Origin of the sequence: Kutzneria chonburiensis (assembly GCF_028622115.1) — a bacterium.
GTDB classification, from domain to species: domain Bacteria; phylum Actinomycetota; class Actinomycetes; order Mycobacteriales; family Pseudonocardiaceae; genus Kutzneria; species Kutzneria chonburiensis.
The window spans coordinates 6,557,791-6,576,673 of record NZ_CP097263.1 but is presented as its reverse complement, the minus strand read 5'-3'; the positions used below and the strand labels follow the sequence as shown (position 1 = coordinate 6,576,673).

Genomic DNA, 18,883 nt, shown 5'->3' with positions numbered 1-18,883 from the left:
AACACGCCGTCCACCGGTCACGGGGTTGGAGATGCACAACCGTGATCACGCGGCCGGCCCGCCGAAACGGGCCGGCCGCGCTACCTCACGGGTAACTGACGACGTTGCTCGGCGTGGTGCCAGAAGGCGTGACCGCGCCGGTGTCGTTGATGACGTGCGTGATGGTGCCCTGGTAGTTCAGGGAAACCGTCAGCAGGCTGTGGAACCGGACGTTGGAATTGTTGGGGACTTCGAAGGCGTGGTAGGCGTTCACCGACGGGTTGACGTTGAAGTAGTTGTAGCTGCCGAGGCCCCACGCCTCGTGCGAGGTGACGTTGGCGCCGACCTTGTACGCGGCATAGCCGTTGACGCCGTTGGGCGCGATCCACGCCGCCTGGTTGGGGACGTCGTAGGGCATCTCGTTCTGGAAGAAGATGGTCCGGCCGCCCTGGCCGTTCCAGGTCACCTCGTACTTCTGGTAGTGCTCGACGAAAAGCCCGGTGGCCAACACGTTGTTGCCGTTGACGATCACGCCGTTGTCGGCGGTGTTGGTGCCCCAGCCGACGGTGCCGCCGTTGCCGTGGTCGGCCCGCCAGGCCCAGATGTGGTCGATGATCGTGTTGCTGCTGTTGACGATCAGCGACGCGGTGGCCTTGCCGGCGATCTCGCCGCCGATCCGGAAGAACACGTCCTGGATGGAGGTGGGGTTGCCGGCGTGGCTGGCCGACGACCCGGACTGGCCGACCGTCAGCAGCGCGGCCGAGTTGGTCGTGCCCGCGTCGAACAGCAGGCCCTTGAGCCGCACACCATCCACATCGGACACCTGCATGGCGTTGACCCCGTTGTCCGGCACCAGGGTCGGGTAGCCGATGCCCAGGATCGTGGTGTTGGCCTTGGTGACGTTGAGGGTCTGGTTGAGGTGGTAGACGCCCGGCGTGAAGAACAGGTTGCAGCCGGAGCTCAGCGCCGCGTTGATGGTCGACGCGGTGTCGCCCGCCTTGACCACGTAGAACTGGCTCATCGGCACCGAGCTGCCCGGCGTGCTGCCGCTGGCCCAACTCGGGCCGGAGGCGTTGGTACGCAAGGAAGGCAGGAACACCCGGTACTTGCCGGTGCCGTCGACGTACAGGTACGGCACGTCCCGCGACACCGGGGTGGTGGCCAGGGTCGTCTCCGGCGGGGTCGGGAAGGTGGTGGCGGGCGCGCCGTTCACGCCGGAGAACACCATGTTCCACACGCCGCCGGACCAGCTGCCGAAGTTCGAGTCCCGGGTGTACCACTGCTGCTGGGAGATGGACGCGGTCTGACCGGACACCTTGGTGTCGGCCACGTAGCCGCCGCTGGCCCAGCCGTAGCTGGCCGGGTACAGCTGGAGGTCGCCGCGGATGTCCATCCGGCGGAACGGCGCGGCCTGCGCCACGGCCCAGCGGTCGCCGCCGGTGGCGTTGACGGCCATGTTCTCGGCCGAGCGCCAGAAGTTCTGGGTGGCGTTGCCGGCGTCGGACGCGTTGAAGGCGTCGACCGTGACGTGCCCGTTGATGGTGACGTCATCGGGGTTCTGGCCGAGGCCGGCGACCGAGGTGTAGAAGCCGACGTTGTCGTTCACGCCGTACGTGCCGGGCTTGAACAGCTCGGCCACCCGCCGCTCGGCGAACTGCGCGGTCAGGGTGTCCTTCTGCGCGTTGAAGTCGGCGTCGAGCTGGGCCTGGATGGTGGCCGCCGACATGCTCGGGTCGAACACGTGCACGTTCGGCCCGAAGTTGGGCGTGTCCGACTGGGTCGGGCAGCTCGTCGACGTGGTGCCGATGGTGTAGACGGCGCTGGCCACCGGGGAGTTGGCCATGCCGGACGCGACGGCGATGGCGTTCACGGTCCGGCTGGACGGCACCGAGATCGGTCCGGTGTACTGCGGCGAGCCGGTGGTCGGCGTCGAACCGTCCACTGTGTACCGAATGGTTGCGCCGGCGGTGGTGGTGGAGATGGTCACCGTCTGGGCGGTGGTGTAGTTGCCGCCGGGCGGACTGAAGGTCGGCGCGGCGGCGGTCGGCGTGGTGCTGCCGCCCTGGGTGTAGCTGAAGTGCGGGGTGTCGTACTGCGGCCCGCTCTTCTCGTAGGTGAACCAGTAGTCGAGCACGTTGCCGGTGGCCAGGCCGTTGACGGTCCACTGCCAGGTGCCGGCGTTGTTGGTCATGCGGACGTTCTGCTGGCCGAGGCCGGGAACGCCGGTGTAGTGCACGTCCACGTACAGCGAGGCCGTTGTCGGCGTGAAGTCGATGCGGGCCTGGCTGGTGCTGGTCTGCGTGACGGACTGGGTGTAGTCGTCAGCCGCGGCGGCGGGCAGGGTAGACGCCGTGGTCAGGGCAACTGCACCGATTAAGGCTACTAACAGTCTCTTCATGGAGTTGAGCACCTCCGAGCAGGGGCAGGGGCTGCCGGACACGACGTTGTGAGAGCGCTCTCAAGCGTGGTGACCATAGACTGCCCCGCCCGGGGTGCGGAAGGGTCAAGCGCGAAATTCAGGCCCCTGCGTCAAAAAACGGCTGGCACTGCACAGCGCTGCTCGGATCAAGGGCGTTGAGCACGAACGACGCAACGTTGGGATCGATCGCCTGGCCGAGGTGCCCGGTGAAGTCGGCCGAGCAGTGGTCCTGGAGCACGATGTTGGTGGCATTGGGCGCGGTGAACACGCCGCTGGTGTACGGCGTGACCACGGTGTCGTACTTCGAGACGATGTTGGTGTACGTCGGCCCGGGAACGGCAACGCCGCCGGCGTTGAGCTTGGTCAGGAAGGCGGAACCGGGCAGGTACTCCGTGCAGGCGGCGCAGCCGACACCGGTCAGCACCGGGCCGAGGTGCAGCAGGTTGGCCAGCGTGGCCAGGCCGTCCAGCGATGTGCCGGCGTAGTTGGCGCCGAAGCCGACGAAGTGCGCGACCTTGGCCGCGCCGCCCAGGAACTTCAGGTAGTACGCGGGCACGGTGCTGCCCTCGGAGTGGCCGACGACGTCGGCCTTGGCTGCGCCGGTCGCGGCCAGCACCTCGTCGACGAAGGCACTGAGTTGTGCCGCGCTGTCCTCCATCGGGCGCAGGCCGCCGACCGTCGGGCCGAGGATCCCGGTGCCGTAGGTCAGGTAGAAGACGCAGTAGCCGTGGGAAGCCAGCGTCGGCGCGAGGGTGGCGAAGTTGAGCGGCCCGTTGGCGCCGAGTCCGTGCACCAGCACGACCGGCTCCGGGTGCTGCGCGCTGGGCGCGCACGAGTAGTCGTTCACGCCGGATGTCGGCGCCGCGGTGGCGGTTGCCGTGCCGGCTAGTAGCCCGAACGCGGCCAGCAGGGGGATCAGGAGCTTGCGCATGGAACCTCCGGGGCAGGGCGTCAGTGACCTGGCTCACGTCGAGTACAACACGCCAACTTGTTTCGAACAAGGCAGATTTTTCAGAACCGGTTCCGTAGCATCGCCGCATGACGCGCAGCGGCCGCACGGTCCGGGGACTCGACGCCGAGCAGCGCCGGGCGCAGCGCCGCGCCGACCTGTTGGCGGCAGCGCTGACCCTGTTCGGGCGCAAGGGTTTCGCCGCGGTGCCGATCGAGGAGATCTGCCAGACGGCCTACGTCGGCACCAAGAGCTTCTACGAGCTGTTCGACAGCAAGGAAGCCTGCTACCTGGCGTTGTTCGAGCAGCTCGCCGACGACCTGGCGACCCGGATGCAGGCGGCGCTGGCCGAGGCCGGCGGCAGCATCGACGACCTGATCGAGACGTTCGCCCGCACCCTGGTCGCCGATCCGCAGGTGCCACGGGTGGTGTTCGGGCAGTCGGCCGGTGTGTCGCCGACCGTCGAGCGACGCCGGCGCGAGAACCGGCGCTGGGCCGCCGGTTTCGTCGAAGCGGTGTGGCGTCAGCACGGTGTGGTGCACGGTTCCGGCGACATTCGGCCGATCGCGCTGGCCACGGTCGGCGCACTGTTCGAGCTGATCACGGACTGGCTGTTCGACGGCCGTGAGGACGTGGACGAGCTGATCGGGCAGCTGGTGGCCTACCACCGGATCGTCCGGGCCGGCCTTGAGTCCATTGTGGACGGTGTAATCTCCGACCGGTGACCACCGTTTCGCTGCTGCTGCACGGGGATCCCGACGACGTCGACCAGCAGGCCCGCCAGCTCCGGGCCGAGCTGCTGGAGCTGGACGTGGACAGCGCCGAGTTCGCGCCCGGCGGCCCGCCGCCCGCGGCCAGCAAGGGACTCGACCCGGCCACCGTCAGCGAGATCATCGTGGCGCTGAGCAGCTCGCCGGTGCTGATCCAGCTCGGACGGGCGCTGCGGGACTGGGTCAAGCGCGGCACCGAGCGCAGGATCGAGATCGAGGTCGGCGGGGACAAGCTGACCATCACCGGCTCGTCGGCCGAGGTGGACAAGGCCGTGATCGAGGCGTTCTTCCGGCGCGAGCCGCGGGACTGACTACGATCGCTGACGTGCCAGAAGACGCTGCCGTACCGGGGTTCGAGATCGGCAAGGACGGGGTCGGCAGCATCGTCGTCGGCGTCGACGGCTCGCCGCCGGCCGTGCACGCGGCCGCATGGGCCGCCGGACTGGCCCGCCGCGAGCGGGCCCGCCTGGTGCTGGTCTACGTCGAGCCGCTGGCCAGCGCCGCCTACTGGACGTCCATCGGCATGATCAACGCGGCCGAGGCGGCCAACGACTTCGTGGCCGAGCTGCGCACCGAGGCCGGCCAGTACCTCACCCAGTACGGGATCGAGTGGGACCTGCTGCACCACCGCGGCGACCCGGCCACCGCCCTGGAGCAGATCGCCGAGGAGCTGCGGGCCGACTGCATCGTCGTCGGCCGCTCCCAGCGCGGCGGCCACCTGCTCGGCTCCGTGCCGAAGACCCTGGTCACCCGGGCCCAGCGGCCGGTGGTGGTCGTCCCGTGAGCACCGAGAACGGGGAGGACTACGCCGACGCCGTGCTCACCGGCCAGAGCTGGGAGCGCCGCTCGTTCGAGCGCTGCGACTTCACCGACGCCGACCTGCGTGACCTGGTCACGAAGGCGTGCACCTTCACCGACTGCGACTTCACCCGGGCCGACCTCGGTGACAGCAAACACAGCGGGACGGCGTTCCGGGGCTGCACGTTCAACCGCACGGTGTTCGCCTCGGGCCGGTTCGAGCACTGCACCCTGCTCGGTTCCACGTTCACCGACTGCCGGCTGCGGGGCTGCGTCATCCGCGACACCGACCTGTCGCTGGCCGGCCTGGGCCGGGTCGACCTGCGCAAGATGGACCTGTCCGGGCTGCGGCTGCGCGAGGCCAACCTGGTCGAGGCCGACCTGCGGGAATCCGATCTGCGCGACGCGGACCTGTCCGGCGCCCGGCTGCTGCGGACCCGGCTGGAGGACACCGACCTGCGCGGCGCCCGGCTGGATCCGGACGGCTTACGCCAGGCCCAGCTGACCGGCGCGAAGATCGACCTGGACCAGGCCGTCCGCTTCGCCGCCGCGCACGGCCTGCTCGTCGAGAGCTGACGGGGTTTTTGGCTCTACCTGAGTGGCTCATTTGGCCGCTGGGGCCAAATGAGCCACTCACGTAGCGGAAAAAAGCGGCTACTGCCCGGTCGGGGGCGGGGTGCCCTGGCGGACCTCGACGAGGGTGCCGTCGGCCAGCAGCTCGTCGATCGACTTCGGCAGCAGGTACGCGGTGCCGCCACCGGGCTGCCCGAACCACGGCACGGCCACGCCGGCCAGGGCCTGTACCGGCTGCTGGAGCCGGTACACGTGGTACGGCCGGCCCACCCACTCCGGCACCAGCGAGCGCAGCGGGAACGGCGTGCCACCGGCGTAGGTGAGGTTGCCGTCCGGCTGCCCGAAACGGTCGACCTCGACGCCTTGCGGCAGCTCGATCACCCGCTTGCCCCGAAACAACGTCAGCGGCGGCTCGCCCCGCAGCGGCTGGATCGGCCAGTCGTCGCCCCGCTGCGCCTGCCCGTTCTGCGCGTTCTGGGGCTGGCCGTTCGGCGGTGTCATCGGCGGTTGGTTCTGGCCGGCCATCGGCGGCAGCGGCGGCCGGTCGCCACCGAGCGGCGGCTGCCCCGGCGGCACCGGCTGCCCGAGGGGCGGCTGCGCGGGCATCGGCCGGGGCGGCGTCATCGGCGGCAGACCCGGCTCCATCCGCGTGGCCTGGTCGCCGCGCGGCGGCAGGTCCCGTGGCGGAAGGTCGAGCGGCGGGGCGTCCGCCTGCGGCTCCTGCAACGCACGGGCCGGCACGTCCATCGGCTCCGGCCGTGACGGGAGATCCATCGGCGGCCCGGCCGGCGGTTCCATGGCCTGCTCGTGCTGGGCCCGAACCGGCAGGTCGAGCGGCTCGTGCTGGTTGCGGGACGGCAGGTCGACGGGCTCCGGCCGCACCGGCAGGTCCAGCGGCTGCTCGTGCTGGGCCCGCACCGGCAGATCCAGCTCCGGCTCGGGCTGGCTGCGCGGCGGCAGGTCCAGCGGGTCCGGCCGGGACGGCAGGTCCAGCGGCGGCAGGTCGAGGTCCGACAGCTGCTGCACGTGGATCGGCGCGACGTCCACCGGCTCGGGCTCCGGCTCCGGCTCGGCGTGCTGCGGCTCGTCGACCGGCACCGGCCGGTTGAGCAGCAGCTTGCCCAGCAGGAACGCGGCCGCGTCGTTGTCGTCGTCGAACAGCATCGGCGTGCTGAAGCCGTGCTCGTACCAGCCGACCTGCCAGCCGTCCTCGACCCGCTCCAGGTACCAGGTGTTCGGCGACGGCTCGCCGATCCGGTACACCGACGAGGGCACGTTCAGCTCGTCCAGCAGGTTGCGCAGCAGGTCGATGCTGGCCCCGCCGAGCTGCTCGGGCTCCGGCTCCGGCTCGATGTGCTGCTCGACGACCAGCGGTTCCGGCTCCGGCTCCACGTGCTGCTCGACGACCAGCGGCTCGGGCTCCGGCTCGGGGGCCGGCGGCTCGGGCACGGACATCATCTGGGTGGCCGGCGGCTGCTGGGCCGGCACCGGCCGGCCGTTGGGCACCATGGTGCTGAGCAGGGCCACGGCCTGGCCGCGGGTCGGCTCGTCCACCTCGGGCGCCAGGAAGTTGACGCCGCGGATGTGCTGCACCAGGTCGGGCTCGGGCGGCACGCCGTAGCGGGCCAGGTAGAAGATCACCGCGGCCGGCCAGATCCAGGTGCCGTCGGTGTGGAAGGCGAACGGGATGGACTCCGGGTTCTCGTGGGCCAGCCGGTCGCTGTCCATGCCCTGGGCGGTCATGACGACCGGGGCCGCCTCCAGGTAGTCCAGCACCTTGCCGACCTCGGCCGGGTCCAGCGGCGGCCGGTTGACCGTCGGCCGGCCGTCCGGGCCGGGACCGTCGAAGATCCGCGCGGTGCGCAGCCGTCCGGGCTGCGGGCCCGGGCCGTTCGGCGCGGCCATGCCGTTCTGGGGCGGCATCGGCGGCCGGGGCGGCGCCGGCGCCTGCAGCCGCCCGGCCAGCCATTCCGGCACGTTGTCGTCGGTGCGGGGGAAGAACCGCATCTCGTCGGTGTAGGCCATCAGGGGCGGCGGGTTCTGCCACTGCGGCTCGTCGCGGTCGAAGTCCAGGTTGTAGCTGGACGGCTTGTCGAGCTGGTAGCGGGCGTTGAACCAGGTGCCGCGGCCCTCGCGGTACATGCCGGCCCGTAGGCGCGCGAACAGCGACGCGATGTCCGCGGGCGCGGTCCAGGCCCGGCTCTGTCCGTCCTGGTCGGTGACCTCGGCGGACAGCTCGAAGTAGCGCCCGGCAGCCCGGTAGTAGGCCCTGACCTGCTCCCAGTCCTGCGGAGCGGCCTTCATCAGGGCCAGCCCGATCTGCTTGACCAACGCGTCCTGTTCGACTGGGTTCAGCGGGGTCGGCTGTGACACACGCCCATCCTCTCGCGTTCCGTTGCGATCTGACACCCGCCTCACACCGGGTGTGGCCCAGACCTCCCTGCTCCTCGTCACGACCAGCATCGATGATTGTCCCTGACGAAGGCCAACGGGGGCGAATGGCGCAATCGGGCGACAGTGAGTTATGGGGTCGGTGGGTGTAACGGGTGTTACCTGGCCGAAGGGGTGGTTTCGGGCCGATCTCGCCCCATGCGGAGCAGTCACCGTGAACAGGGCATGATGGTCACCGTGACCGCCACGATCCTCGACGGCAAGGCCACCCGCGACGCGATCTTCGACGACCTGCGGGTCAGGGTCGCCGCGCTCACCGCCGAGGGGGTGACGCCGGGCCTGGCCACCGTGCTGGTCGGCGACGACCCCGGCTCGCACGCCTACGTGCGGGGCAAGCACGCGGACTGCGCGAAGGTCGGCATCACCTCGATCCGCCGCGACCTGCCGGCCGACATCTCCCAGGCCGACCTCGAGGCCGTGCTGGACGAGCTGAACGCCGACCCGGCCTGCACCGGCTACATCGTGCAGCTGCCGGTGCCCAAGCACCTGGACACGGGCGCGCTGCTGGAGCGGATCGCGCCGACCAAGGACGCGGACGGCTTGCACCCGGTCAGCCTGGGCAAACTGGTGCTGGGCGAGCCCGGCCCGCTGCCGTGCACGCCGAGCGGCATCGTGGCGCTGCTGCGCCGCTACGAGGTGCCGATCGCCGGCGCGCAGGTGTGCGTGGTCGGCCGTGGTGTGACGGTCGGCCGGCCGCTGGGCCTTCTGCTGACCCGCCGCAGCGAGAACGCCACCGTGACGCTGTGCCACACCGGCACCAAGGACCTGGCCGCCGAGGTGGGCCGGGCCGACATCGTGGTGGCCGCGGCCGGCGTGGCCGGCCTGATCACCGCCGACATGGTCAAGCCGGGCGCGGCCGTGCTGGACGTCGGTATCACTCGGACGGACGAAGGGTTGCGCGGCGACGTGCACCCCGATGTGCGCGAGGTCGCCGGCTACCTGGCGCCGATGCCGGGCGGCGTCGGGCCGATGACCCGGGCCATGCTGCTCGCCAACGTGGTGGAGGCCGCCGAGCGCTCGCTCGCGGCGCAGTCGTGATCACCGTGACCGGCCGGCGCCGGTGGACCGGGGAGATCGGCCGCTACGCGCCGTTCGCGCTGGTCATGGCGGTCGCCGCGGCCGGCGTCGTGCTGATCTTCCTGTACCACTGGCGGATCGGCTCCGGCCTGATCGGCGGCTCGCTGCTGGTCGCCGCCGGGCTGCGGGTGCTGCTGCCGGAGCAGCAGCTGGGCCTGATCGCCCTGCGCCGCAAGCTCACCGACATCGTCCTCTACGGCGGCCTCGGCCTCCTGATCATCCTCGTCGCCGCCACCATCACCGGCGGCCCCTTCGACCAGTAAACCCCGCGAGTCCCGCCCACAGTCACACCGAATGCGTGAAACAGATTCATGCATTTCGGTGTGACGCTGAGCGGGACTCGCGGGGGTGGTGGTGGCCACGTGGAGACGCTGCTCACGGCGGACGGCGGGGGTCCGGCGCTCGTTGGTAATCTGCGGCCACCGGGCGACGCGCCCGGTGCGCGGTCCCGGTGCTGAGACCGCCGGACAGGACTCCTGCCATGGTGGTCGCACCCGTGGACGTGATGCAGACTGCGATTCGGGAGGATCTTCCCTGTGGCACGCTCCGTCAACGTGACCGTCACCGGTGCGGCTGGCCAGATCGGCTACGCACTGCTGTTCCGGATCGCCTCGGGCCAGCTGCTCGGCCAGGACACCAAGGTCCGGCTGCGCCTGCTGGAGATCCCCCAGGCGGTCAAGGCGGCCGAGGGCACCGCCATGGAGCTGGACGACTGCGCGTTCCCGCTGCTCGAGGGCATCGACATCACCGACGACGCCAAGACGGCGTTCGACGGCGTGAACGTGGCCCTGCTGGTCGGCGCCCGGCCCCGCACCAAGGGCATGGAGCGCGGCGACCTGCTCGAGGCCAACGGCGGCATCTTCAAGCCGCAGGGTGAGGCCATCAACGCCGGCGCGGCCGACGACGTGCGCGTGCTGGTGGTCGGCAACCCGGCCAACACCAACGCCCTGATCGCCCAGCAGCACGCGCCGGACGTGCCGGCCGAGCGCTTCACCGCGATGACCCGCCTCGACGAGAACCGCGCGTACTCGCAGCTGGCCAGCAAGCTCCGTGTGCCGGTCACCGAGATCAAGCGGCTCGTGATCTGGGGCAACCACTCGGCCACCCAGTACCCGGATCTGAGCCACACCGTCGTCGGCGACCGCAACGCCCTCGAGCTGGTCGACGACCAGGACTGGGTGGAGAACACCTTCATCCCGACCGTGGCCAAGCGCGGCGCGGCGATCATCGAGGCCCGTGGCGCCTCCTCGGCCGCGTCGGCCGCCAACGCCGCCATCGACCACATCCACGACTGGGTGAACGGCACCGCCGAGGGCCAGTGGGCCTCCATGGCCGTGCCGTCGGACGGCTCCTACGGCGTGCCGGAGGGCCTGATCTCCTCGTTCCCGGTCACCTGCAAGGACGGCAAGTACGAGATCGTCCAGGGCCTGACCATCTCCGAGTTCTCCCGGGGCAAGATCGCCGCCTCGGTGGCCGAGCTGGCGGAAGAGCGCGAGGCCGTGCGCAGCCTCGGCCTGATCTGATCGCCATCTGAAAAAACTTCGGAAAAGGAAGGCCCCCGCCGCGGCGGGGGCCTTCCTCATGCGTCCGTCACCAGGCGACGGGCAGTGACGCCGCCCCGTACACCACGGACGTCGTGCGCAGCTTCACCTCTTCCGGCGCCACCGCCAGCCGCAGGTTCGGGAACCGGTCGAACAGCTCGCGGAACGCGATCTGCATCTCGATCCGGGACAGCTGCTGGCCGAGGCACTGGTGGATGCCGTGCCCGAACGCGATGTGCGTGCTGTGCGAGCGGGTGATGTCCAGGATCTCCGGGTTGTCGAAGCGCGCCGGGTCGCGGTTGGCCGCGGCCAGCGAGCAGATCACGGTCTCGCCCTTGCGGAACTGCTGGCCGCCGATCTCGACGTCCTCGATCACGCCGCGCATGGTGCCGAACTGCACCACCGACAGGTAGCGCAGCAGCTCCTCGACGGCGTTGTTGACCAGGCTCGGGTCGGCACGCAGCTTCGCCAGCTGGTCCGGGCGCTGGAGCAGCAGGAACGTGCCCAGCCCGAGCATGTTGGCGGTGGTCTCGTGGCCGGCGATGAGCAGCAGCAGGCCCATCTCGGCGACCTCGTCGTCGGTCAGCGTCGGGTCCGACTCGAACAGGCCGCTGATCATGTCGTCGCCCGGCTCGGCCCGCTTGCGCGCGACCAGGCCGCCGACGTACTCGCGGATGCCCTGGGCGGCCGCCGAGGTCTCCGCGATCGGCAGCGAGGTGTCCAGCATCTTGCTCGAGCGGTGCTGGAACTCGTCGCGCTCGTCGTAGGGCACGCCGAGCAGCTCGCAGATGACCAGTGACGGGATCGGCAACGCGAACTTGTCCACGAGGTCGGCCGAGTCGCCGGCCGCCTGCATGGCGTCCAGGTGCTCCACCACCATTTGGTGGATGCGCGGTTCCAGCGAGCGCATCCGACGCACGGTGAACTGGCCGGTCAGCAGCTTGCGGTAGCGGCCGTGGTCCGGTGGGTCCATGGAGATGAACATGCCCGGCTGGGCGCTGAACTTCTCCTCCGGGGCCACCACCCGCAGCGGGTTGGTCAGGCTCTCCGGCGTCGAGCTGAACTGCGGTCCGGACATCACCGCGCGGACCAGCTCGTAGCTGGTCACCAGCCAGCCGAGTGACCCGTCCGGCATGGCCAGCCGGCTCACCGGCTGGTCCTCCCGCAGCTTGCGGTAGTCCTCCGGTGGGTCGAACGGCGTCGGCCGCGTGGTGGGCAACGGTGTCGCCTCGATGGTCACTGTGCTCTCCCCTCAGAAGTCATCCCCAGCCAACCGGCTGCGCCTGACCGCCGACTCCCATCAAGCTGACGAAAGGCTGACAGTGAAGGCGCAGCCTTGACCCGGACCGGTGACCAGGTCGACCGAGCCGCCGTGCGCGGCCACGATCGAGCGCACGATGCTCAACCCCAGTCCGGTGCCGCCGGTGCCCGGGCTCCGTGCCTGGTCGGCGCGGAAGAACCGCTCGAACACCCGGCCCGCGGCCGCCTCGTCCAGCCCCGGTCCGTTGTCGGCCACAACCAATTCCACCCTGCCAGACGAACCGGTCACGCGGACGTCGATTTCCGTGCCCGAAGGGGTGTGCACGAGGGCATTGCCGATGAGGTTCTGCAACACCTCGCGAAGACGATTCGCGTCTCCGGCCACCTCGGTGTCGCCTTCGGTGACGAGTTCGATGTGCCGGTCCGGCGCCGTGGCCCGGGCGTCGGCCACGGCGTCGGTCGCGAGCACGGCCACGTCGACCGGTTCGGTTTTTGGCTCGAGTTGCTGGTCCAGTTGAGCCAGTAACAGCAGGTCGCCCACGAGAGCCTGCATCCGGGCCGCTTCCTGCTGGATGCGCGACATCGACAACGCGGTCATGTTCTCGTCGGCCAGTCCGTGCTGGTGCATCTCGGCCCAGCCGCGAATGGTGGTCAGCGGCGTGCGCAGCTCGTGCGACGCGTCGGCGACGAAACGACGCAGTCTTTCCTCGGACTGCTGGCGCGCGTCGAACGCCTCGTTCAGCGCGGTCGCGACCTGGCCGACCTCCGAGGCCTCGTTCGGCACGTCCACACGTTGGTGCAGTTCGCCGGCCGCGATCCGGCGCGCGGCCCGGGCCATGTCCCGCAGCGGCAGCAGGCCCACCCGCAGCACGCCGAAGCTCAGCAGCCCGATGCCGGCCAGCGCGACGACCGTGGCGATCACCTCGAACAGGATCAGCCGGTTCAGCGCGTCGGCCGTGGGATCGAGACTCTCGGCGATCAGGGCTCCGGTCACCGGCGTCGACCGGCCGTCCGGGCCGAGGTAGCGGACGTGCGTCCCGACGCCGATCAGCTGCGCGCGGTACTCCGGGCCGCCGGCCGATTGCAGGGTCGTGGGCGTGGCCGCGAAGTCGTGACCGAGCACGGTCGGCAGGATCGGCGGCGGCGCGTCCTGGCCCATCGAGTTCTGGGCCGGCGTCTGGTCGAGGATTCGACCGTCGGCGCCGACCAGCGCCACGACGTAGCCCGGCTGTAGCAGCGCGGCCATGTAGTCCTTGGTCAGCACGAGTGGAGTGGTGTCGATCTGCGTCGTCACGCGTTTCGTGGTGTTGGCCAGCCACACGTCGGCACGGTCCCGGAAGTAGACCTGCAACGCGACGATCGAGGCCGTGTCGACGATGACCATGCCCAGCGCGGCCAGCACGATCACCGCGCAGACCAGCCGCCCGCGCAGCGAGTTGGCCCGGCGCACCTCAGCCTTCCCGCAGGCTGTAGCCGAAGCCGCGAACGGTGTGGATGAGCGGCGCGCCGGCCGCGTCCAGCTTCTGCCGCAGCCGCGACACCACCTTCTCCACCACGCCGTCGCCGAAGTCGTGCCGCCACACGTGCTCGAGGACCTGACTTTTCGACACCACCCGGCCGGCGTTGACCATCAGGTAGCGCAGCAGCCGGTACTCGGTGGGGGATAGCTCGACCAGCCGGCCGTCCCTGGTCACCTGTCGGGTTGCCTCGTCCATCACCACCCCGCCGACGCTGAGCACCGGGTCGGGCCGGCGGCGGGCCCGGCGCAGCAGCACCTGCACCCGGGCCAGCACCTCGGGAATGCTGAACGGCTTGGTCAGGTAGTCGTCGGCGCCGGTGGTCAGGCCGGTGACCTTGTCCAGCACCGAGTCCCGGGCGGTCAGCAGCAGCACCGGCGGCGCGTCGGGTTGCTCGGCCACCCGCCGGCACACCTCGAAGCCGTCGATGTCCGGCAGCATCACGTCGAGGATGACCAGGTCGGGCCGCTCGGCCGTGACCAGCCGCAGTGCCTCGCGGCCGGTCGCCGCGGTGCGGACCTGGTAGCCGGCCAGGTCGAGGGTGGTGGCCAGCATCTCGGTGATGCCCGGCTCGTCGTCGACGACCAGCAGCTGCTGGCCCTGTCCGTACACCAGGGGCGGCCGTTCCACGCCGCTTGAACGAACCGAACAGGATTCGCGTTCCGCTGTGAACTGGGTCACCCGATCGAACCGGGTCTGTGGATCACTCGTGTTCGCGGTGTCGCTTTCCTTCACCGGCCACTTTCGCCCCGGGAGACCAAGACCATGAACCGTGTGACGCTGGCGCTCGCCCTCGTGACGGCCACTGCCGGCCTGGCCGCCTGCTCCGCGCCGTCGCAGACCGCGATCAAACCCCTTGCCCAGCAAGAGGTTTCCGCGCCGGACGCGGTCAAGGTGCCGGCCGGCAACACGTTGTCGGCCAGCTACCAGGGCGACGGCGTCCAGATCTACCAGTGCTCGAACGCCGCCTGGACACTGCTGGAACCCGCGGCCAGCATCACCGACCACGGCAAACCCGTCGCACTGCACTACAAGGGCCCGATCTGGGTGTCGACCAAGGACGGCAGCGAGGTCGACGCCACCGCCGTGCCCGGCGCGTCGGTCAAGCACGGCGACGCCATCCCCGAGCTGCTGCTCAAGGCGACGGCCAACCGCGGCAAGGGACAGTTCGCCGACGTCACGTACGTGCAGCGGCTGGCCACCAAGGGCGGTCTCGCCCCCGCCGGAAAGTGCACCGACGGCGGCGAGGTCTCCGTCCCCTACTCGGCCACCTACACCTTCTGGATCAAGGGCTGACGACGACTTGGAAGGGGCCTTCCTCCACTCCGAGTGCAGGAAGGCCCCCTTCCAAGCGTGAAATCAGTTCGTGCAGACCTTGCGGAGGGCGTTGATGCGGTCGGCCTCCTGCTGGGCCCACTTCGTCAGCTCACCGTCGGTGAGGTGCTTCAACGCGGCTTCACCGGCGGTCGAGGCGGCGTCGCTCAGGGCCTTGGCCAGCGCCTGGTCCTGGGTCTCGGTGGACAGCTTCTGGAACAGGTCGGCCAGTTCCTTGGCGTGGTTGGCGTCCCGCTGTGCGGCGTCGCCGATCTCGCCGAGCACCGCCGAGCCGAGCGCCTGGGCGCAGATCTCCGACTTCGTCGGCGGCGTGCCCGATGCCGAGGCGTCGCACGCCGTCAGCGTGAACAGCGACGACAGTGCGACCGTCACGACCAGTTTTGCCCGCATCACACGACATTACCGGTGATACAACTGGCGTACCACGTCGTCGATGTCGGGTTCGATCACCGCGACGTCGTGCACCGGCGACCGCTGCGCGATCAGGTTGATCAGGGTCGCCGCGGTCACCGTGTCCCGGCGGAACGACAGCTGCTGGCGCAGGCCGTTGGCCTCCACCTTCACCGTCTGCACGCCGGGCAGCCCGGTCAGCTCGTCGCACGGCCGCTCGAAGTCGACCACCAGCACCCGTTCCGGCGTGACCTCGTCCCGCAGCTCGGCCAGCGGCCCGTCGGCCAGCACCCGGCCGTGGTCGATGACCATCATCCGCCGGCACAGCCGCTCGATGTCGTCCAGATCGTGCGTGGTCAGCAGCAACGTGGTGCCGCGGCTGGTGTTCAGCTCGGCCAGGAACTCGCGCAGCCGCTCCTTGGAGTCCAGGTCCAGCCCGATCGTCGGCTCGTCGAGCACCAGCAACTCCGGGCCGTGCAACAGGGCGGCCGTGACCTCGCCCCGCATCCGTTGGCCCAGCGACAACTGCCGCACCGGCGTGTCCAGAAATCCGTCAAGGCCAAGCAGTTCCGTGCATTCCTGGAGACGTTTGGCGTGGTCGCCGGCCGGCACCCGGAAGATGTGCCGCAGCAGCTCGAAGCTCTCCCGCAGCGGCAGGTCCCACCACAGCTGGCTGCGCTGCCCGAAGACCACGCCGATCCGTCGGGCCAGCTCGGCCCGTTGTCGGGACGGATCGAGCCCGCAGACCCGGACCCGGCCGGTGGTCGGCACGAGGATGCCGGTGAGCATCTTGATCGTGGTGGACTTGCCGGCCCCGTTCGGCCCGATGTAGCCGACGGTCTCGCCGGCCTCGACGGAGAACGACACGCCGCCGACCGCCACCACCTGTTCCCGGGTGCGGCGGAACCGGCCGGCCTTGCGCGTCACGGTGAAGGTGCGGCCCAGCTCGCTGACCTCGATCATGATCCCGTTCCTCGGTAGTGGCGGACGGCGGTGCGCCAGATGAGTGCCGCGGCGGTGGCGGCGAGCAGGGCCACCGGGGTGTCGAGCCAGCCCAGCCAGAGCGGCGCGCCCAGTGGGTCGGCGTGGTCGAGCAGGGTGAGCGCCGGGTAGTAGGCCACGAACGCGCCCGGCACGACATAGGCCAGCAGGGCCCGCAGCCACTCGTTGAACACGGTGATCGGGTACGACGTGAGATAGCTGCCGCCGTAGGTCACGCTGTTGGCCAGCTCCCGGGCGTCGATGAACCAGAACGACACCGAGTTGGCCGCGACGAAGATCGAGCCGAAGATCGCCGCACCGGCCAGCGGGGTCAGCACCAGCAGCAGGATCTTGGCCGGCGACCAGTGAACGTCCGCAGTGGACAGCACGTAGACCAGCGTGCCGAACGCCGTCAGGGCCCGACCGATGCGGCGCAGCTGGAAGTCGCTGGCGAACAGCTGCATCAGTGTCCCGAGTGGACGGACCAGCACCACGTCGAACGTCCCGGTGCGGATGTAGGTCGGCAGCCGCTCGATGCTGCCCACGAACATGTCGGCCAACCCGAACGAAAGCCCGGAGAAGGCGTAGAACAGCAGCACCGAGTGGATGTCGAAGCCGCCGAGCGCGGCCACCCGGCTGAACACGACCGCGATCACCACCAGGTCGGCGGCCTGGGCGATGGCCTGGGCGAGGCAGTTCATGACGAACGAGCCCCGGTAGGCCAGCTGGCCGCGGATCTGGGCTCGGGTCAACCGGACGTAGACGGATGCCTCAGCCACCCTGCACCACCACCTTGTGCATGGCCCGCTGGAGCACCAGCCGGCCAGCCGCCACCATCACGGCGACCCAGGCCAGCTGCTGGGTCAGCAGCAGCACCGGGTCCCCGACCTGCACGAACACGTTGATCGGGACTTGCAGCAGGGACGGGAACGGGGTGAAGGAGAGCGCGGTCTGGGCCCACTGCGGGTAGAAGGTCAGCGGGATCTCCAGCCCGGCCAGCAGCCCGGAGGTCACCCCGTAGAAACCGCGCACTCCTCGGGAGTCGAGCAGCCAGAACGCGGTCAGGCCGAGCAGGAACCGGATGTGGAAACTGACCAGCACGGCCAGCACGGTGCTGAGCACGAAGGCCGGCGCGACCATCGGGTCGTCCGGCCAGCGGAACGGGAAGAACAGCGCCCCCAGCAGTAGTTGGGGGACGAAGCGGGCGATCGCGCTGTAGCCGGCCCGGCCGAGGTCGGTGGCCAGCAGCGCGGCCTGGAGGTTCCAGGGGCGGGACAGGTCGACGACGACGTCGCCGGTCCTGATCCGCTCGGCCAGGTAGTCCTCGCTCCAGAAGTCGACGACACCGAGCAGGCCCTGGCCGAGCCAGACGTAGGTAATGGTGGTTTTCAGGTCGTAGCCGCCGATCGAGGCCCCATCACGCGCCAGAAAGACCCCCGACAGGATGCCGACCTTGATCAGTCCGAAGACGATGTTGGTCGCGGTCCCGGCGAGCACGGCTTGGCGGTAGGTGGAGTACCTGTGGAATCCGGCGAGCGTGATGCGGAGATAACAGCCGATCACTGCGCACACGTCTGTCCACGCTAGGGACGGGCGCAACTCATTTATCCGGGGATTTCCCGGATCCGGACCGGGGTCGGCCGCGCCTAGCCTTGGGGCCATGGTGAACGGGGTGAGCAGCAGGGAGCTCCGCGTCTCGGACGCGGAGCGGGAGCACGTGGTCGAGTTGCTGCAGAAGGCGATCGGATTGGGCCTGCTGACGCTCGAGGAGTTCACCGAGCGCACCGACGTGGCCCTGGCCTCGCGGACCCGGGCCGAGCTGAACGTGGTGCTGGCCGACCTGCCCGGCATGATGCATCCGGAGATGCGGGTCCGGGGCGGGCAGTGGAACCGGCCGGGCCGGCCCGGCTACGCACCGCTGCCCGGCGATCCGATGGTGCTGTCCAGCGGCTGCGGGTCCAGCATCACCCGCAACGGTTACTGGCCGGTGCCGCGGTCCATGGTGATCCGGTCCAAGTGGGGGTCGGGCGTGAACCTGGACTTCACCGAGGCCGTCTTCGAGCACGACCAGCTCGACATGCGGCTCGAGGTCACCGGCGGGGCCGTCACGCTGCGGCTGCCGGCGGCGGCGAGCGTCAGCATCGGCGACCTGAACCAGCGGATGGGCGCCTCGATCAACGACAAGGTCGGCTACCAGGGCCGGATGGGCACGCCGCACTTCCTGATCAGCGGCGACCTGCACATGGCCGCGCTGAACATCAAGGGGCCTAGGCGCTAGCGATCTCCACGCAGTCGGGGCAGTGCTCGCCGGGCGATTCGCTCCCCGGCGGGCGTACCCAGGACCGGCAGACGGCGACGATCGCCTCGCCGCCCGCGTGTTGTACGGTGCGCGGTCGCCCGGCGACCGTCTCCGGCAGATGCATCACATGGCCCTGAACGACCGAGGGCCACCAGGTAGCGGCGGGCACGCGGCTATCGTCTCGGCCCGTTTTGACGCTCCGGTTACGGCCGGTGAAACGCTCAGTCGCGGCGGGCGGCCAGCACGCCGTCGAGCAGGCCGGGGAACAGGGCGTCGAGGTCCTCGCGGCGCAGGGTGTTGACCTTGGACGTGCCGACCGGGCGCTGGTGGATGACGCCGGACTCGCGCAGCACCCGGTAGTGATGGGTCAGCGTGGACTTGCTGACCGGCAGGTCGAGCACGCCGCACGGGATCTCGCCATGGTCGGCGATGGCCCGCACGATGCGCAGCCGCACCGGGTCGGCCAGCGCCTGGAGCACCCCCTCGATCCGGATGTCCTCCCGGACGGGGTGCTCGAGCGCGGTCGCGGTGCTGCTCATACCTC

Annotated in this window: 20 protein-coding genes; 9 read left to right on the top strand and 11 right to left on the bottom strand. The window is 70.1% G+C overall.

The annotated features are described in order from the left end of the window. Positions 1-85: 85 nt before the first annotated feature. Positions 86-2,377, bottom strand: a complete 2,292-nt coding sequence (locus M3Q35_RS30000) for a chitobiase/beta-hexosaminidase C-terminal domain-containing protein (RefSeq protein ID WP_273935917.1) — start codon at positions 2,375-2,377, stop codon at positions 86-88. Positions 2,378-2,495: 118 nt separating this feature from the next. Beyond that, the gene (locus M3Q35_RS29995) at positions 2,496-3,329 is read right to left on the bottom strand and encodes an esterase/lipase family protein (protein WP_273935916.1); all 834 of its coding nucleotides are present in this window, start codon (positions 3,327-3,329) and stop codon (positions 2,496-2,498) included. A gap of 107 nt (positions 3,330-3,436) precedes the next feature. Here M3Q35_RS29995 and M3Q35_RS29990 point away from each other — a divergent pair, with 107 nt between their 5' ends. From M3Q35_RS29990 to M3Q35_RS29975, 4 genes are read left to right on the top strand one after another with little or no spacing between them, the layout of a single operon-like run. Continuing rightward, entirely contained in the window at positions 3,437-4,072 is a 636-nt protein-coding gene (locus M3Q35_RS29990; RefSeq protein WP_273935915.1) for a TetR/AcrR family transcriptional regulator, read from the top strand. Continuing rightward, positions 4,069-4,428, top strand: coding sequence for a hypothetical protein (locus M3Q35_RS29985; RefSeq protein WP_273935914.1), 360 nt, complete (start codon positions 4,069-4,071; stop codon positions 4,426-4,428). Before M3Q35_RS29990 ends, M3Q35_RS29985 begins: the two co-directional genes overlap by 4 nt. A 14-nt stretch (positions 4,429-4,442) precedes the next feature. Then, positions 4,443-4,901, top strand: coding sequence for a universal stress protein (locus M3Q35_RS29980; RefSeq protein WP_273935913.1), 459 nt, complete (start codon positions 4,443-4,445; stop codon positions 4,899-4,901). After that, a complete protein-coding gene (locus tag M3Q35_RS29975) occupies positions 4,898-5,491 on the top strand; it encodes a pentapeptide repeat-containing protein (protein WP_273935912.1) in 594 nt (197 codons plus the stop codon). The genes M3Q35_RS29980 and M3Q35_RS29975 overlap by 4 nt, the downstream gene beginning before the upstream one ends. A gap of 78 nt (positions 5,492-5,569) precedes the next feature. Here M3Q35_RS29975 and M3Q35_RS29970 read toward each other — a convergent pair whose 3' ends face one another. Next, positions 5,570-7,861: a TNT domain-containing protein gene (locus M3Q35_RS29970; RefSeq protein WP_273935911.1), complete on the bottom strand. Its 2,292-nt coding sequence runs from the start codon at positions 7,859-7,861 to the stop codon at positions 5,570-5,572. A 255-nt stretch (positions 7,862-8,116) separates the two neighbouring features. On the opposite strand from M3Q35_RS29970, the gene M3Q35_RS29965 reads away from it, so the two are divergent. From M3Q35_RS29965 to M3Q35_RS29955, 3 genes are all read left to right on the top strand, one after another. After that, positions 8,117-8,977, top strand: a complete 861-nt coding sequence (locus M3Q35_RS29965) for a bifunctional methylenetetrahydrofolate dehydrogenase/methenyltetrahydrofolate cyclohydrolase (RefSeq protein WP_273935910.1) — start codon at positions 8,117-8,119, stop codon at positions 8,975-8,977. Then, positions 8,974-9,279, top strand: coding sequence for a DUF3017 domain-containing protein (locus M3Q35_RS29960; RefSeq protein ID WP_337960485.1), 306 nt, complete (start codon positions 8,974-8,976; stop codon positions 9,277-9,279). The genes M3Q35_RS29965 and M3Q35_RS29960 overlap by 4 nt, the downstream gene beginning before the upstream one ends. A 273-nt stretch (positions 9,280-9,552) precedes the next feature. Further along, positions 9,553-10,539, top strand: coding sequence for a malate dehydrogenase (locus M3Q35_RS29955; RefSeq protein ID WP_273935909.1), 987 nt, complete (start codon positions 9,553-9,555; stop codon positions 10,537-10,539). Between the two features lie 67 nt (positions 10,540-10,606). Here the strand turns inward: M3Q35_RS29955 and M3Q35_RS29950 are convergent, their stop codons facing one another. Genes M3Q35_RS29950 through M3Q35_RS29940 form a run of 3 tightly spaced genes read right to left on the bottom strand, consistent with a single transcriptional unit; the run spans position 10,607 to position 13,964 of the window. Further along, entirely contained in the window at positions 10,607-11,797 is a 1,191-nt protein-coding gene (locus M3Q35_RS29950) for a cytochrome P450 (RefSeq protein WP_273935908.1), read from the bottom strand. A 60-nt stretch (positions 11,798-11,857) separates the two neighbouring features. Further along, complete coding sequence (locus M3Q35_RS29945) at positions 11,858-13,267, bottom strand: sensor histidine kinase (protein ID WP_273935907.1); 1,410 nt, start codon at positions 13,265-13,267, stop codon at positions 11,858-11,860. 1 nt (position 13,268) lies between these two features. Continuing rightward, entirely contained in the window at positions 13,269-13,964 is a 696-nt protein-coding gene (locus M3Q35_RS29940; protein ID WP_273935906.1) for a response regulator transcription factor, read from the bottom strand. 135 nt (positions 13,965-14,099) lie between these two features. Between M3Q35_RS29940 and M3Q35_RS29935 the strand changes: the two genes are divergently transcribed. After that, on the top strand, positions 14,100-14,630 hold the full coding sequence (locus M3Q35_RS29935; protein ID WP_273935905.1) for a DUF3455 domain-containing protein: 531 nt from the start codon (positions 14,100-14,102) through the stop codon (positions 14,628-14,630). 63 nt (positions 14,631-14,693) lie between these two features. Here M3Q35_RS29935 and M3Q35_RS29930 read toward each other — a convergent pair whose 3' ends face one another. The 4 genes from M3Q35_RS29930 to M3Q35_RS29915 are packed head-to-tail and all read right to left on the bottom strand — an operon-like array spanning position 14,694 to position 17,612. After that, positions 14,694-15,059: a hypothetical protein gene (locus M3Q35_RS29930; protein ID WP_273935904.1), complete on the bottom strand. Its 366-nt coding sequence runs from the start codon at positions 15,057-15,059 to the stop codon at positions 14,694-14,696. 9 nt (positions 15,060-15,068) lie between these two features. Next, entirely contained in the window at positions 15,069-16,022 is a 954-nt protein-coding gene (locus tag M3Q35_RS29925) for an ABC transporter ATP-binding protein (protein ID WP_273935903.1), read from the bottom strand. Further along, positions 16,019-16,819 (bottom strand): ABC transporter permease, encoded by an 801-nt coding sequence (locus M3Q35_RS29920; RefSeq protein WP_273935902.1) that lies wholly within the window; start codon positions 16,817-16,819, stop codon positions 16,019-16,021. The genes M3Q35_RS29925 and M3Q35_RS29920 overlap by 4 nt, the downstream gene beginning before the upstream one ends. Continuing rightward, positions 16,812-17,612, bottom strand: a complete 801-nt coding sequence (locus tag M3Q35_RS29915) for an ABC transporter permease (protein WP_273935901.1) — start codon at positions 17,610-17,612, stop codon at positions 16,812-16,814. Before M3Q35_RS29915 ends, M3Q35_RS29920 begins: the two co-directional genes overlap by 8 nt. Positions 17,613-17,712: 100 nt before the next feature. On the opposite strand from M3Q35_RS29915, the gene M3Q35_RS29910 reads away from it, so the two are divergent. Continuing rightward, positions 17,713-18,318, top strand: a complete 606-nt coding sequence (locus M3Q35_RS29910) for a DUF1707 SHOCT-like domain-containing protein (RefSeq protein WP_273935900.1) — start codon at positions 17,713-17,715, stop codon at positions 18,316-18,318. Positions 18,319-18,560: 242 nt separating this feature from the next. On the opposite strand, the gene M3Q35_RS29905 is transcribed toward M3Q35_RS29910, so the two are convergent. Next, positions 18,561-18,878 (bottom strand): ArsR/SmtB family transcription factor, encoded by a 318-nt coding sequence (locus tag M3Q35_RS29905; RefSeq protein ID WP_273935899.1) that lies wholly within the window; start codon positions 18,876-18,878, stop codon positions 18,561-18,563. Between the last annotated feature and the right edge of the window lie 5 nt (positions 18,879-18,883).

Excerpts from the sequence above, each read along its gene's own strand:
- M3Q35_RS30000 (WP_273935917.1), bottom strand. The coding sequence starts at position 2,377 with ATGAAGAGACTGTTAGTAGCCTTAATCGGTGCAGTTGCCCTGACCACG.
- M3Q35_RS29990 (WP_273935915.1), top strand. The coding sequence starts at position 3,437 with ATGACGCGCAGCGGCCGCACGGTCCGGGGACTCGACGCCGAGCAGCGC.
- M3Q35_RS29930 (WP_273935904.1), bottom strand. The coding sequence starts at position 15,059 with ATGCGGGCAAAACTGGTCGTGACGGTCGCACTGTCGTCGCTGTTCACG.
- M3Q35_RS29905 (WP_273935899.1), bottom strand. The coding sequence starts at position 18,878 with ATGAGCAGCACCGCGACCGCGCTCGAGCACCCCGTCCGGGAGGACATC.
- M3Q35_RS29925 (WP_273935903.1), bottom strand. The coding sequence starts at position 16,022 with ATGATCGAGGTCAGCGAGCTGGGCCGCACCTTCACCGTGACGCGCAAG.
- M3Q35_RS29995 (WP_273935916.1), bottom strand. The coding sequence starts at position 3,329 with ATGCGCAAGCTCCTGATCCCCCTGCTGGCCGCGTTCGGGCTACTAGCC.
- M3Q35_RS29935 (WP_273935905.1), top strand. The coding sequence starts at position 14,100 with ATGAACCGTGTGACGCTGGCGCTCGCCCTCGTGACGGCCACTGCCGGC.